Genomic DNA, 14,623 nt, shown 5'->3' with positions numbered 1-14,623 from the left:
CCCTTGTATACAGGGAACTTACGTCATCGCGACACGCTCAAAGCGGTCATCCACAGCCCTCACCAACCGAGGTGAAACCATCATGCGTCTTAAAACCGCCATCGCAGTCACTGCCCTGCTCTCGTTACCCTTTGGCTCTGCCCTGGCCGACACCTTCTGGCGCAATATCATCTCGTCAGGCGCGACCACGGCATCGACTTACCTGACGTTCAAGGACCACAAGCTGATCGTTGCCGCCCAGGACGACGCCGGCAGCTTCGTCGCCAGCGACGGCGCGATCCGCGGGCCGTTCCTGGAGGCGGCGATCCGTCAGGTGCGTGCCGACAATCCGGGTGTGCAAGCCAGCGACATGGAACTGGCCAACGCGATCCTGGCCAAGAATGCCGTCGTCGAATAAACCTCCTCGGGCGAGCTTCGAGGTCGCTCACCCTGTAGGCGCGTTGTAATCCTGGGGCTGCTTTGCAGCCCCAAAGCCACTCCCTCAGCGATACGCCTCCACCGGCACGCACGCACAGAACAGGTTCCTGTCCCCATACACATTGTCGACCCGGTTCACCGCCGGCCAGTACTTGTGCTGGCGCACGTGAGCGCTGGGCGCAACGCCCTGCTCCAGGCTGTACGGCCGCTCCCACGGCGCCAGCACGTCGGCCAGGGTATGCGGCGCATGCTTGAGCGGGTTGTCCTCGGCGGGCCAGTTGCCCTCTTGCACCTCGCCGATCTCGGCGCGGATCGCCAGCATGGCCTCGACGAAACGGTCCAGTTCGGCCTTGGACTCGCTCTCGGTCGGCTCGACCATCAAGGTACCCGGCACCGGGAACGACATGGTCGGCGCATGGAAGCCGTAGTCCATCAGGCGCTTGGCCACGTCTTCCTCGGTGATGCCGGTCAGCGCCTTCAACGGCCGCAGGTCGAGGATGCACTCGTGGGCCACGCGCTGGTTGCGCCCACGATAGAGCACCGGGAAAGCCCCGCCCAGCTGGCTGGCCAGGTAGTTGGCCGAGAGGATCGCCACCTCGCTGGCGTCGACCAGTTGCGGCCCCATCATGGCAATGTACATCCAGCTGATCGGCAGGATGCTGGCGCTACCCCAGGGTGCGGCGCTGACCGCGCTGTTGTTCGGGTCCAGGCCCGGCACCGGTACCACCGGGTGGCTGGCGACGAATGGCTGGAGATGGGCGCGCACGCCGATCGGCCCCATGCCTGGGCCACCACCGCCATGGGGGATGCAGAAGGTCTTGTGCAGGTTCATGTGCGAGACGTCGGCGCCGATGTCCGCCGGCCGCGCCAGGCCGACCTGGGCATTGAGGTTGGCGCCGTCCATGTAGACCTGTCCCCCCTGCCGGTGGACCACCTCGCAGATCTCGCGGATACCTTCCTCGTACACACCGTGGGTCGACGGATACGTGATCATCAGGCAGGAAAGCCTGTCCCCGGCGGCATGGGCCTTGGCCTTGAGATCGTCGATATCGACGTTGCCATCGTCGTCGCACTCGACGATCACCACCTCCATCCCCGCCATCTGCGCCGACGCCGGGTTGGTGCCATGGGCCGACGACGGGATCAGGCACAAGGTGCGCTGGGGCTGGTGGCGGCTGCGGTGATAGCGGGTGATCGCCATCAACCCGGCGTATTCACCCTGGGCACCGGAGTTCGGCTGCATGCAGATGGCATCGAAACCGGTGATGGCGCATAACCAGCGTTCCAGCTCGTCGATCATCGCCTTGTAACCCTGGGCCTGGGCCTCTGGCACGAAGGGGTGCAACTGGGCGAACTGCGGCCAGGTGATGGGAATCATCTCGCTGGTGGCGTTGAGTTTCATGGTGCAGGAACCCAGCGGGATCATCGACTGGTTCAGCGCCAGGTCCTTGTTCTCCAGTTGCTTGAGGTAACGCAGCATCTCGGTTTCGCTGTGGTGCAGGTTGAACACCGGGTGCTCGAGCAAAGGTGTGCGGCGCACCAGAGCTGCGGGAATGCCTTCGGGCAGGGCCTTGTGGTCCAGCTCGGCGATGTCCAGGTCGTGGTCGACGCCGAGGAAGATGTCGAACAGGCGTAGCACCGTTTTTTCCGTGCAGGTCTCGTCGAGGCTGACGCCCAGGTGGCCACGGCCGAGGATGCGCAGGTTGATGTGCGCAGCCTCGGCGCTCTCGATGATGGCCGCCTGGGTGCCGCCCACGTCGAGGGTCAGCGTGTCGAAGAAGTGCGCATTCAGCCGCTTGATGCCCTTTGCCTCCAGCCCGGCGGCGAGGATGAAGGTCAGCCGGTGCACCCGCTGGGCGATCCGTCGCAGCCCCTCGGGGCCGTGGTAGACCGCGTAGAAACCAGCGATGTTGGCCAGCAGCACCTGGGCGGTGCAGATGTTCGAGTTGGCCTTCTCACGGCGGATATGCTGCTCGCGGGTCTGCAGGGCCATGCGCAGGGCGGTATTGCCACGGGCATCGCGGGACACGCCGATGATGCGCCCTGGCATGGCCCGCTTGAACTCGTCGCGACAGGCGAAATAGGCCGCGTGAGGGCCACCGTAGCCCATGGGCACGCCGAAGCGCTGGGTCGAGCCGAGCACCACGTCGGCACCCTGTTCGCCTGGCGGCGTGAGCACCACCAGGCTGAGGATATCCGCGGCGACACAGGCCAGGGCGTGTTGGCCGTGCAACTGGTCGATCAGAGGCCGCAAGTCGCGCACCTCGCCATGGGTGTCGGGGTATTGCAGCAAGGCGCCGAACACCGAGTGCTGGCCCAGGTTATCCACGGAGTCGACGATCAGTTCGAAGCCGAAACCCTCGGCGCGGGTGCGCAGCACCGAGAGCGTCTGCGGATGGCAGTGCTCGTCGGCGAAGAATGCGTTGCTCTTGCTCTTGGCCACGCGCCGGGCCAGGGCCATGGCCTCAGCGGCGGCCGTCGCCTCGTCGAGCAGCGAAGCGTTGGCCAGGGGCAGGCCGGTGAGGTCGATGACCATTTGCTGGAAGTTCAGCAGCGCCTCCAGACGCCCTTGGGCGATCTCCGGCTGGTAGGGCGTATAGGCGGTGTACCAGCCTGGGTTCTCCAGCACGTTGCGCAGGATGACGGTCGGCGTGACGGTACCGTGGTAGCCCATGCCGATCAGGCTGGTCCAGACCTGGTTCTGCCCGGCGTACTCGGCCAGCCTGGCCAGTGCTGCCTGTTCATCCAGGGCGGGCGGCAGGTCGAGAGGGCGATCGAAGCGAATGCCTGGCGGGACGGTCTGCTCGATCAGTTCGCTGCGGCTGGCGACGCCGAGGGCGTCGAGCATGGCCTTCTGCTCCGAGGCGTCAGGCCCCAGGTGACGATGCAGGAAGGGGTTGAGCTCTTGCAGTTGACTCAGGGATGGCGACTGGGACATGGCGACGCTCTCTTCCTAGACCAGGTCTCATGGAGACTTATAAGTCTAGGAAGGGATCGCCAATACCGTGGGAAAACTTACTCGCCTATGGCGGCTTTATAACCGGCGGCGTCCAGCAGGCTGTCAAGTTCAGCAGGATTGCTTGGCTTGAGCTTGAAGATCCAGGCACCGTAAGGGTCGTTGTTCAGCTCTTCGGGGCTGTCCGCCAGCGCTTCGTTCACGGCGATGACTTCGCCCCCCACCGGCGCGTAGATGTCCGACGCGGCCTTGACCGATTCGACGACGCCCGCGGCGTCGCCTGCGGCGAACACCTTGCCCACTTCCGCCAGCTCGACGAAGACCACGTCACCCAGGGCTTCCTGGGCATGGTCGCTGATACCTACGGTCACGCTGCCATCGCTTTCCAGGCGCGCCCACTCGTGGCTTTCGGCAAAACGCAGTTCGGCGGGGATATTGCTCATGTCTTGTATTCCTCGATTGGCTCAGCGGTCGGCCCGCCGGTAATTGTTCAGATCAGGATCTTGCCGTGGCGCACGAAGGTCGGCTTGACCACCCGCACCGGGTACCACTTGCCGCGGATCTCCACCTCGGCGCGATCGCCGGTGGCCATGGGCACGCGCGCCAGGGCGATGGACTTGCTCAGCGTAGGCGAGAAACTACCACTGGTGATCTCCCCTTCGCCAATCCCGGCCACCCGCACCACCTGGTGGGCACGCAGCACGCCGCGCTCCTCGAGCACCAGGCCAACCAGTTTCTCCTGCACGCCGTGCTCGATTTCCGCCAGCAGCCCGGTACGGCCGATGAAGTCGCGCCCGGCCGGCTCCCAGGCGACGCTCCAGCCCAGGTTGGACGTCAGCGGAGTATGGTTTTCGTCGATGTCCTGGCCGTAGAGGTTCATGCCGGCTTCCAGGCGCAGGGTGTCGCGGGCGCCCAGGCCGCTCGGCGCGATGCCGGCGCCGACCAGGTCGTTGAAGAAGGCCGGCGCCTGCTGGCCGGGGAAGATGATTTCCAGGCCGTCCTCGCCGGTGTAGCCGGTGCGGGCGATGAACCAGTCGCCCTCGGCGACGCCCTCGAACGGGCGCAGCTCGCGGATCAGCGCGGCGCGCGCGGCACTGAGCAGGTCGGCGACCTTTTCCCGCGCATGGGGGCCTTGGATAGCCAGGATGGCCAGCTCCGGCCGCTCCACGAACCCGACCGCGAAGCCGGCGCTCTGCGCCTGCAGCCAGGCCAGGACCTTGTCGCGGGTGGCGGCGTTGGCCACCAGCCGGTAGCCGCTTTCGGTACGGTAGGCGATCAGGTCGTCGATGACGCCACCCTGCGCGTTGAGCAGCGGGCTGTACAATGCCTTGCCGGGGCCGTCCAGGCGCGCTACGTCGTTGGCCAGCAGGTGCTGCAGCCAAGGGGTGGCGGCAACGCCATCGACGTCGATCACCGTCATGTGGGAGACATCGAAGACGCCGCAGTCGCTGCGCACCTGGTGGTGCTCCTCGACCTGCGAACCATAGTGCAGGGGCATGTCCCAACCGCCAAAATCGACCATCTTGGCGCCAAGCGCCAGGTGCAGGTCATACAGAGGCGTACGCTGTCCCATGGGTTTCTCCTTCCGGGCGTGGCGAAGCAGCGGTGGGGGGCGACGTCTGTCCGTCATCCGATCTTGTAAGGCCCGCTGCAGCGAATGCCGCGCATTGTAGCTGCAAGGGCGAAGCCTGGCACCCTCAGCGAGGGTGCCCCGGGCGCCGGGCCGAGCGGCGGATCAAGCCGATGACCGGCAACAGGCCGACCAGCACCAGGGTCAGCGCTGGCAACGAAGCCCGTGCCCACTCGCCTTCGCTGGTCATCTCGAAGACCCGGACTGCCAGCGTGTCCCAACCGAACGGACGCATCAGCAAGGTCGCCGGCATTTCCTTGAGCACGTCGACGAACACCAGCAAGGCGGCGCTCAGCGCACCGGGCACCAGCAGCGGTAGATACACCTTGAAAAACAATCTCGCCCCGCCGACGCCAAGGCTGCGCGATGCCTCCGGCAGCGAGGGACGGATACGCTCGAGGCTGCTTTCCAGCGGGCCGTAGGCCACGGCGATGAAACGCACCAGGTAGGCCAGCAGCAACGCCGAGAGGCCTCCCAGCAGCAGTGGCTTGCCGGCACCACCGAGCCACTTGGAGAGGGGCACCACCAGTTGGTTGTCGAGGTAACTGAAGGCCAACATGATCGACACCGCCAGTACCGAGCCGGGCAAGGCATAGCCCAGGTTGGCCAGGCCGACACCGGCCCGCACGCCACCGGTCGGCGCCTGGCGCCGGGCGAAAGCCAGCAGCAGGGCCACGCAGACGGTGATCAGAGCCGCCATGGCGCCCAGGTACAGGGTGTGCAGGACCAGCCCGACGTAACGCTCGTCGAAGTCGTGCCGGCCGCGCTGCCAGAACCACGCCAGCAGTTGCAGCAGCGGGATGACGAAGGCGCAGGCGAATACCAGCAGGCACCAGCCACTGGCCGCCAACGCCTTGAAGCCACGCAGGTGATAGAGCGCCTGGCCCCGGGGCCGCTCGTTGCCGATTCGGGTCGCACCACGGGCACGGCGCTCGCCATACAGCACCAGCATCACGGCCAGTAGCAGCAGGCTGGCCAGCTGGGCAGCGCTGGACAGGCTGAAGAAGCCGTACCAGGTCTTGTAGATGGCCGTGGTGAAGGTATCGAAGTTGAACACGGCCACGGCGCCGAAATCCGCCAGGGTCTCCATCAGCGCCAGGGCGATGCCGGCTCCGATGGCCGGACGCGCCATCGGCAAGGCCACCCGCCAGAACGCCTGCAGCGGCGACAGGCCCAGGACCCGCGCCGCTTCCATCAGGCCCTTGCCCTGGGCCAGGAAGGCGGTCCGCGCCAGCAGGTAGACATAGGGATAGAACACCAGCACCAGAACGATGATCACGCCACCGGTGGAGCGTACCCGCGGTAGCCGCATGGGCCCGAATACCTCGCGCAGCGCCGTCTGCACGGGGCCGGCGAAGTCGAGCAGGCCGACGAAAACGAACGCCAGCACATAGGCCGGGATGGCGAAGGGCAGCATGAGTGCCCAGTCCAGCCAGCGCCGTCCAGGGAACTCGCAGAGGCTGGTGAGCCAGGCCAGGCTCACGCCCAGCAAGGTCACGCCGATGCCCACGCCAAGCACCAGGGTGAGGGTGTTGTTCAGCAGCCGGGTCATCTGGGTGTCGAGCAGGTGCGACCAGATCTGCGTGTCGATCGATTGCCACGAGAGCACAAGGACGCTCAGGGGCAGGAGTACCAGGGCGGCGATGAGGAAGACCGGAAGGTACCAACGGCGTTGGGGGGCGTGGGACAAAGCTGAAATCTCGGTGACGTGGCGACCGCATCGCGGCGGTTCGGCGCCCCGGCAAGCCCGCGCCCAATAGGGGCCGAGTCGATCACACAATGTGATGTACCCGGCCATGTGGGAGCGGGCTTGTCGGGGCGCCGAACCGCCGCGAATCAGGGCCTGAATGGCCCCAAAGGATAAGGCCTGCCGCTTAGTTCCAGCCAGCCCGATCCATCAGGCGAATCGCCTCGGCCTGGCGCTTGCCAGCCACTTCGACCGGAATGCTGTCGGCCTTGAAGCTGCCCCAGGCGGCGACTTCATCGGAAGGCTTGACCTTCGGATTGGCCGGGAACTCCTGGTTGACGTCAGCGAACAGCTTCTGCGCGCGCTCGCCGGTCATCCACTCGACCAGCTTCTTCGCGGCCTCCGGATGCGGTGCGTGCTTGGTCAGGCCGATGCCCGACAGGTTCACGTGCACGCCGCGGTCAGCCTGGTTGGGCCAGAACAGCTTGACCGGCAGGCTGGGTTTCTCCTTGTGCAGGCGGCCGTAGTAGTAGGTGTTGACGATGCCCACGTCGCACTGGCCGGCCTCAATGGCCTGGAGCACGGCGGTGTCGTCGGAGAACACGTCGGTGGAGAGGTTGTTGACCCAGCCCTTGATGATCTCTTCGGTCTTGGCCTCGCCGTGGTTCTCGATCAGGGTGGCGGTCAGCGACTGGTTGTAGACCTTCTTCGCGGTACGCAGGCACAGGCGGCCTTCCCACTGCTTGTCGGCCAGGGCCTCGTAGGTGCTCAGCTCCTCGGGCTTGACCCGCTCGGTGGAGTAGACGATGGTCCGCGCACGCAGGCTCAGGCCCGTCCAGTCATGGGACGAGGCACGGTATTGGGAGGGGATGTTCTGGTCGATGACGTCCGACTTGATCGGCTGCAGGATACCCATCTGCTCGGCCTGCCAGAGGTTGCCGGCATCCACGGTGAGCAGCAGGTCGGCGACGCCGTTCTCGCCCTCGGCCTTGATGCGCTGCATCAACGGGGCTTCCTTGTCGGTGATGAACTTGATCTTCACGCCGGTTTCGGCGGTGTAGGCGTCGAACACCGGCTTGATCAGCTCGTCGATGCGCGAGGAGTACACCACCACTTCGTCCGCCGCCTGAGCGGTGCCGCCGAACAGGGTCAGGGCCAGGGCGGCCAGTAGGGGCTTGCGGGGCAACATGGAAGGCACTCCTCGATGGGTTTATAGGTACGAATGGTAGTGAATCCCATTTTTCCTCTCACCCGCATAGAGGTTACTGAATGTTGCAGCCCACCCATGACAGGCGAAACGAGATCGGAGAGGCGTCGAGGCCAGCTCTTTTTACTCAGTGCGACAGCATGACGGAAATTTCTGCATTGCTTGTAGGAAGCGTCTATTGCGCCGCATGCAGGGAAAAAGCCCCAGCCTGAGCTGCTAGGTTCCTTGGCTTGACCAAGCACAAGGAGCTGGCACATGCGTGTGAGTCTGGATGGCAAAGGGCAGGCGGTCGATGGCGACCTCACCACCACGGGCGCAACCTGTATCGGTACGGGCGCGGGTTATTTCTCCGGCGGACGCATGGTCCTTCGAGAGGGCGACGCCACGACACCCTGTCCGTTGTGTGGCGAGGTTGGCCGGGTACCCCTTCTTCATTTCCGATGGCCGACCCGTGGTGATGGACGGGGCATTGGTGGCCTGCGGGTGCCCTAGCGGGAGCAACCGTGTGGTGGCGCCGCTCTTCAGCCCGCCGCCGTCTCCGCAGGCCTCGCAGCAGGCCACGGCGCGAGCCAGTACGCCCCCTGCCCAAGCCTGGAACCCTGCGCTCGACGGCGCTTCGCGGCATTACGCCAGCGCGCTGCCCGGCACCCTCGAGCCCGGTTTCTACATCGTGCCGCGCAACATGTCCTTTTCCCAGGTGCTGCTTGAGCTGGCCGAGCATGACAACACCTTGCCGATCTCTCGGCTGCAAATGCTCAACCCCACGTTCGAGGAGGGGTTCAAGGCGGGAGAGATCTTCGTCATCGGCGACCCGGACAAGGGTGATGCCTGCACCCGTGAGGAAGCCCAGTTGATGGACGCCGCAGAGCGGGCGCGGGAAAAGCTGGCAATACTGGAGCTCGATGAAGCTGATTTCATGATGCGGCATCAGCCTGAAATCGCCGGTTTGCTCAACGGTGCCAGTCAGTCCATGGGCGTAGGCAAGGACATGCTGTCGCATGGACTGGCTCAGGTCAGGGAGACGCTAGTGAGCATCGAACGGCTGCACCAGCAGCAATTCGCCCAGCATGGTCACCTTCGCAGCAACGAGTTCTTCGCGGCTCGCCAGCGCTTGCTAAAGCAGTTGGATGGCCAGTTGAAGGCGGCTTTCCTCAACAAGCAATTGAAACTGGGAAGTTACGAGAGGCTCCGGCGGGAGTTGGGCATTTCTACCAAGAGCCTGGTCCATCACTGGTCGAAGGCGGGCGGGCCGGGGCAGATACCGGGTTATGCGACACATCTGGACGAAGTTTCCAGAGCCGCGAAGTACCTCAAGTACGGCGGCAATATAGCCATTGGATTGGGCGGCACCGCTTCATATTTGAAAGTGCAAGACGTCTGTCGTGCAGGGGAAACGGAAGAGTGTAAGCGGATTCGACTGACCGAGGCAGGTAACTTCACTGGAGGACTCGGGGGTGGGGCACTCGGCGCTGAGCTTGGCGTACTGGCCACTGCCGGCCTATGTGGCGTGTTCTCAGTTGCAACTAGCGGCTTCGGAGCTCCGGTATGCGGCATCGTACTGGTCGGCGGTGGTTCATTGGCCGGAGGACTGATTGGGAATGAGCTTGGCGAGTTGGCCGGTGAATGGATCTATGAGTTCAGTCATGATTGACTTTAACGGCTGGCCGCTCCCGGTGCAGCTTGTTTTCCTTATAGGCCCCCTCGCCACAGGTTTGCTTGGTGTCGCTATCAAACTCCAAGTCGCATGCACTCATGAGTTTCACATCATGCTTGGAGTCATTAAGAGTAGTCCATGGCTTGAACAGCAAAAACGATCTTGGGGTACATCCAGTGTCAGGTCCCGCTGGATGCTCGTTTGTTGTGTTTGCGGTCTGCTCTTGTTCGCAGGCCTTCATATACGAAAAGGGCTGTTGGATGCTGATGAGCTGCGCCACTTTCCCGCAAAGCTAAAGAGAAAATTGTTGATCTCTTCGTGGCTAACCGTGGCTGGATCAGCTTGGATGGTGACCAGCTTTATATTGGTGAAGCTGAGCAAGGCATGACGCTCAAGCTTATGGATACGGAGTCCTATCTCCGTCCCGTGTTTCCATATCACGCTTGAGGATGTTCATTCGCTGAGGACTTGGACGTTTTCCCTCAGCCCTTGAAACTTCGCGCTCACGCAGGGCGCCTGCTGATGTATACAGGCCTAGCCTTGTGCGCGCTCTTCTATGTTGTGTTCCACTTCACGGCTCCCGCCTCTTGAACGGCATCCCAAAGCCCCTGTCATACACCCATGCTCCAGAATGGATCTGTTCGCGGACAAGAGCCGCCATTTGGGGCCGCTTCGCCGGCAAGCCAGTCCCACATGGCCGTGCAGCCGGCATCATTCGTGATCGACTCGGACCCTGTGGGAGCCGGCTTGCCGGCGATGGGCTGCAAAGCAGCCCCAAGACGACATAGCACCGCTTGACTGACGGCCATTGGGGCGTGCCCGAGAATGGCCTCAGGCTTTCGCCAGCTCCGGCAAGTCGCCCGACAGCCCCAGCGCCTGGCGCACGAACAGCGCCTTGGCCTCTGGCATCTGCTCGACCAACTTCAGCCCGCTGTTGCGCAACCAGCGCAATGGCAGTGGGTTGGCCTGGAACAGCCGTTCGAACCCTTCCATCGCCGCCATCAGCGCCAAGTTGTGTGGCATGCGACGGCGCTCGAAACGGCTCAGCACCTTCACATCGGCCAGGCGTTCGCCACGCTCGCAGGCGTGCTCCAGCTCCTCGGCCAGCACCGCGGCATCGAGGAACCCCAGGTTGACGCCCTGCCCGGCCAGCGGATGGATGGTATGGGCCGCATCGCCGATCAGCGCCAGGCCCTCGTCGACATAGCGCTTGGCGTGTCGCTGGCGCAATGGCACGCACAGTCGAGGGTCGGCCTGCAGGACCTGGCCCAGGCGGCCTTCGAAGGCCCGTTCCAGGGCCTGGCAGAAGGCCTGGTCATCCAGTGCCATGAGCTGCTCGGCCTGCTCCGGAGTGGTCGACCAGACGATCGAGCACCACGCCTGCCCGCCATCACGGGCCAGCGGCAGGAACGCCAGCGGCCCCTCGTCGGTGAAGCGCTGCCAGGCTGTGGCCCGGTGCGCCTCACTGCAGCGCACGCTGGTGACGATGGCGTGGTGCAGGTAATCCCATTCGCGTGTCTGGCAACCGGCCAGGCGGCGCACCGCGGAGTTGGCGCCATCGGCAGCCACCACCAGCGTCGAGCGCAGGCGCCGGCCGTCGGCCAGGGTCAGCAGCCACTCGTCGCCGGAGCGGCGCATCTGCTCCAGGCGGGCGTTGGGCAACAGGCCGACGTCGCTGTCGTGCAGGCGCTCCAACAGGCCATCCTGCACCACCCGGTTCTCGACGATATGGCCCAGCACCGGAGCATGCACGCTACCCGCCGAGAAATGGATCTGACCGGTGCCACTGCCGTCCCACACCCGCATGTCCGTATAGGGCGAAGCGCGTCGCCCGGCAATGCCTTCCCAGGCGCCCAGACGCTCGAGGATGCGCTGGCTGGCCGCCGACAGGGCGCTGACCCGCGGTTCGAACGGCGCCTCGGCGTCGAAGGGCCTGACCGACAGCGGGCTGCCGTCGAGCAGGAGAATCTCCAGGCCGCTATGGCGCAACGCCAGGGCCAGGGCGCTGCCGACCATACCGGCACCGACAATCAACAGATCTGCGCGCATTTCCATGCCTTAGGCGTGCCTCGCTTGCGGCTTGAGCCGCACGTAAAGGGTTTTATCGACCCGCGCCACCAGCTCGCCAGTGCCGTCGCGGATATCGACCTGCAAACGGGGCAGGTATTTCTTGCCGCTGGCGGTCTGCTGGCGGATCTCCTCCAGCAACGCATCGTCGACGTGGAACTCGGCGAACACCGGGCCCTTGCCCGGCGTGATGAAATCGATGCTGGCGGCCTTGTCCCAGACGATGTATTCGCGCCCCAGGCGCTCGATCAGCAGCAGCATGTAGAACGGATCGACCATCGAGTACAGGCTGCCGCCGAACTGGGTACCGACGTAGTTGCGGTTCCAGCGGGTCAGGTTCATGCGCACCTTGATGCTGCGCATGTCCGGGCTGATGTGCTGCACACGGATGCCGGCACCCAGGTAGGGCGGGTAGAGGTTGAGCAGCCACCGCAGCATGCGAGCCTTGCGGGCGAGCCTGTGCGAATCGCTCATGCCCTGCCCCGCAGGTCTGGACGGGTGCCCAGGCCCATGGCCTGACGGGCGAACCAGCTTTTCGCCGGCGGCAGCAGGTCGAGGCCGAGCAGGCCGATGTTGCGCCCGGCCGCCAGCAACGGTTGGCTGCTGCCGAACAGGCGAGTGACCTGGTCGGAGAAGCCGATGGTCAGGGCCTGGTCCAGGCGCTGGCGCTGGTGATAGGCCTGCAGGGTGGCCAGGTCACCTGGCAGCGCAGGGCCATCCAGCAGGGCATCGGCCAGGGACTGCACGTCGCGCAGGGACAGGTTGAAGCCCTGCCCGGCGATCGGGTGCAGACTGTGGGCAGCGTTGCCCAACACCACCAGGTGAGGGCGCACCTGCTCTTCGGCCTCGACCAGCGCCAACGGGTACAGGTGGCGCACGCCGACCTGGCGCAGGGCGCCCAGGCGGTAACCGAAGGCGTCCTGCAGCTCACGCAGGAAGCGACGTTCATCGGTCTCCACCAGACGCTGGGCGTCCATCCCCTGGCGTGTCCAGACCAGCGCGCAACGGTTTTCCGGCAGCGGCAGCAGGGCCATCGGGCCCTGCTCGGTGAAGCGCTCGAACGCCTGGCCACCATGGGCCTCGCCAGGGGTGATGTTGGCGATCAACGCACTCTGGTCGTAGGGGATGCGGCGCACATGGATACCCAGTTGCTCGCGCAAGCCGGAGCGACCACCGTCGGCCAACACTGCAAGGTCGCACTCCAGGTGAGTGTCGTCGTCCAGTTGCAGGCGGTAGCCGCCGGCGATGGCCTGCATGGCCTTGACCTCGGCGGGGCAGCGCCAGCTGACCACCTCGGTGTCCAGGGCCTGCCACAGGCACTGGCCGAGCCAGGCGTTCTCCACCACGTAGCCAAGCGCCGGCACGCCTTCTTCGCGGGCATCCAGTCGGGTAGCGCCGAAGCGGCCACGGTCGGACACCTGGATCTGGCTGATCGGCTCGGCACGCTGGCTGATGACCGGCCACAGGCCGAGCTGCTGGTAGATCTGCTGGGTGCCGAACGACAGCGCCGAAGAGCGCGCGTCGTAGCTGGGTTGGAAACTGTGGCCGGGGGCGAAGGGTTCGATCAGCAGGAGTTTCCAGCCCCGGGCCTTGGCCCCGGCCTGCAGGGCCAGGGCCAGGCTGGCACCGACCAGGCCACCGCCGATGATCGCCAGGTTGACCCGGCTCATGCCACGTCCCTGCGTGCGTCAGCCATCAGCGCCTCGATCTCGGCGACGGTCTTGGGGACGCCCGTGGTCAGAATTTCACAGCCTTGCCTGGTCACTACCACGTCGTCCTCGATCCTTACGCCGATGCCGCGCCATTTCTTCGCGACGTTCTGGTTGTCGGGGGCAATGTAGATGCCCGGCTCGACGGTCAGCGCCATGCCCGGCTCGAGCACTCGCCACTGGCCGCCGACTTTGTAGTCGCCCACGTCATGCACATCCATGCCCAGCCAGTGCCCGGCGCGGTGCATGTAGAAGGCGCGGTAGGCCTCGCTGTCGATCAGCGCCTGCACCTCGCCCTTGAGCAACCCCAGCGCCACAAGGCCCTCGGTGATGACCCGCACGGTCGCCTCGTGGGCGTGGTTCCAGTGCTTGCCTGGCGCGATCTCGGCGAACGCGGCCTCCTGGGCCTTGAGCACCAGCTCATAGATGGCCTTCTGCTCCGGCGAGAAGCGCCCACTGACCGGGAAGGTGCGGGTGATGTCGCTGGCGTAGCAGTCGATCTCGCAGCCGGCATCGATCAGTACCAGGTCGCCGTCCTTGAGCGGGGCGTCGTTCTGCTGGTAATGCAGGATGCAGGCGTTACGCCCGGCGGCGACGATCGAACCATAGGCCGGCATCTTCGCCCCGCCCTTGCGGAACACGTAGTCCAGCTCGGCTTCCAGGCTGTATTCGTGCAGCCCCGCGCGGCAGGCCTGCATGGCCCGCACATGGGCCTGCGCGGAAATCGCCGCAGCGGTGCGCATCACCTTCACTTCCGCTGCCGATTTATACAGGCGCATGTCGTGCAGCAGATGATCCAGGGCAACGTATTCGTTCGGCGGCTGGGCACCGAGGCGCGCCTTGGAGCGGATCACATTGATCCACTCCATGAGCCGGCGGTCGAACTCGGGGTTGCTGCCCATGGCCGTATAGACCCGGTCGCGTCCCTCGATCAGGCCCGGCAGGATCTCGTCGATATCGGTGATCGGGAAGGCATCGTCGGCGCCGTAGTCGCGCACCGCGCCCTCCTGGCCGGCCCGCAGGCCGTCCCACAGCTCACGCTCGGGGTTGCGCTCGCGGCAGAACAGCACGTACTCGCCGTGTTCACGGCCCGGGATCAGGGCGATCACCGCCTCGGGCTCGGGAAAACCGCTGAGGTACTGGAAATCGCTGTCCTGGCGGTACACGTGCTCGACGTCGCGGTTGCGGATGGCGACTGCAGCGGCCGGCAGGATGGCGATGCTGTTGGGGACCATCTGCGCCATCAGCGCCTTGCGCCGACGGGCATACTCGGCCTTCGGGATGTGGCTCATGGGC

The 14,623-nt window shown here is 65.1% G+C and carries 11 protein-coding genes and 1 pseudogene; 3 read left to right on the top strand and 9 right to left on the bottom strand.

Annotation, left to right across the window (positions count from 1 at the left end; all coding sequences use genetic code 11):
- Positions 1 to 82 precede the first annotated feature (82 nt).
- Entirely contained in the window at positions 83 to 397 is a 315-nt protein-coding gene (locus tag NJF35_RS09375; RefSeq protein ID WP_225787645.1) for a DUF2388 domain-containing protein, read from the top strand.
- An 84-nt stretch (positions 398 to 481) separates the two neighbouring features.
- Here NJF35_RS09375 and gcvP read toward each other — a convergent pair whose 3' ends face one another.
- The 5 genes from gcvP to NJF35_RS09350 all read right to left on the bottom strand — a co-directional run bounded on the left by gcvP (position 482) and on the right by NJF35_RS09350 (position 7,879).
- Positions 482 to 3,355 (bottom strand): aminomethyl-transferring glycine dehydrogenase, encoded by a 2,874-nt coding sequence (gcvP, locus tag NJF35_RS09370; RefSeq protein ID WP_253090967.1) that lies wholly within the window; start codon positions 3,353 to 3,355, stop codon positions 482 to 484.
- 77 nt (positions 3,356 to 3,432) lie between these two features.
- Complete coding sequence (gene gcvH / locus NJF35_RS09365; RefSeq protein WP_225787647.1) at positions 3,433 to 3,816, bottom strand: glycine cleavage system protein GcvH; 384 nt, start codon at positions 3,814 to 3,816, stop codon at positions 3,433 to 3,435.
- Positions 3,817 to 3,863: 47 nt separating this feature from the next.
- Positions 3,864 to 4,946 (bottom strand): glycine cleavage system aminomethyltransferase GcvT, encoded by a 1,083-nt coding sequence (gcvT, locus tag NJF35_RS09360; RefSeq protein WP_225787648.1) that lies wholly within the window; start codon positions 4,944 to 4,946, stop codon positions 3,864 to 3,866.
- A 124-nt stretch (positions 4,947 to 5,070) separates the two neighbouring features.
- Positions 5,071 to 6,693 (bottom strand): ABC transporter permease, encoded by a 1,623-nt coding sequence (locus NJF35_RS09355; RefSeq protein ID WP_225787649.1) that lies wholly within the window; start codon positions 6,691 to 6,693, stop codon positions 5,071 to 5,073.
- Positions 6,694 to 6,877: 184 nt separating this feature from the next.
- A complete protein-coding gene (locus tag NJF35_RS09350) occupies positions 6,878 to 7,879 on the bottom strand; it encodes an extracellular solute-binding protein (RefSeq protein WP_253090966.1) in 1,002 nt (333 codons plus the stop codon).
- A 273-nt stretch (positions 7,880 to 8,152) separates the two neighbouring features.
- On the opposite strand from NJF35_RS09350, the pseudogene NJF35_RS09345 reads away from it, so the two are divergent.
- Both NJF35_RS09345 and NJF35_RS09340 read left to right on the top strand, forming a co-directional pair.
- Positions 8,153 to 9,548 (top strand): annotated as a pseudogene (locus NJF35_RS09345) (PAAR domain-containing protein).
- Positions 9,541 to 9,939, top strand: coding sequence for a hypothetical protein (locus tag NJF35_RS09340; RefSeq protein WP_225787651.1), 399 nt, complete (start codon positions 9,541 to 9,543; stop codon positions 9,937 to 9,939). Before NJF35_RS09345 ends, NJF35_RS09340 begins: the two are co-directional and overlap by 8 nt.
- Positions 9,940 to 10,382: 443 nt before the next feature.
- On the opposite strand, the gene NJF35_RS09335 is transcribed toward NJF35_RS09340, so the two are convergent.
- The 4 genes from NJF35_RS09335 to pepP are packed head-to-tail and all read right to left on the bottom strand — an operon-like array spanning position 10,383 to position 14,619.
- Complete coding sequence (locus NJF35_RS09335) at positions 10,383 to 11,600, bottom strand: 2-octaprenyl-3-methyl-6-methoxy-1,4-benzoquinol hydroxylase (RefSeq protein ID WP_225787652.1); 1,218 nt, start codon at positions 11,598 to 11,600, stop codon at positions 10,383 to 10,385.
- Between the two features lie 9 nt (positions 11,601 to 11,609).
- Entirely contained in the window at positions 11,610 to 12,092 is a 483-nt protein-coding gene (locus tag NJF35_RS09330) for a DUF4442 domain-containing protein (protein WP_225787653.1), read from the bottom strand.
- Positions 12,089 to 13,288 carry a 2-octaprenyl-6-methoxyphenyl hydroxylase gene (ubiH, locus tag NJF35_RS09325; RefSeq protein WP_253090965.1) on the bottom strand — a complete coding sequence of 400 codons (1,200 nt, stop codon included), beginning with the start codon at positions 13,286 to 13,288 and terminating at the stop codon, positions 12,089 to 12,091. The genes NJF35_RS09330 and ubiH overlap by 4 nt, the downstream gene beginning before the upstream one ends.
- Positions 13,285 to 14,619 carry a Xaa-Pro aminopeptidase gene (gene pepP / locus NJF35_RS09320; protein WP_225787655.1) on the bottom strand — a complete coding sequence of 445 codons (1,335 nt, stop codon included), beginning with the start codon at positions 14,617 to 14,619 and terminating at the stop codon, positions 13,285 to 13,287. Before pepP ends, ubiH begins: the two co-directional genes overlap by 4 nt.
- Positions 14,620 to 14,623: the final 4 nt, after the last annotated feature.

It is taken from the genome of Pseudomonas guariconensis, assembly GCF_024127895.1.
Taxonomy (GTDB): Bacteria; Pseudomonadota; Gammaproteobacteria; order Pseudomonadales; family Pseudomonadaceae; genus Aquipseudomonas; species Aquipseudomonas guariconensis_B.
This window is presented reverse-complemented; position numbering and strand designations above follow the sequence as displayed.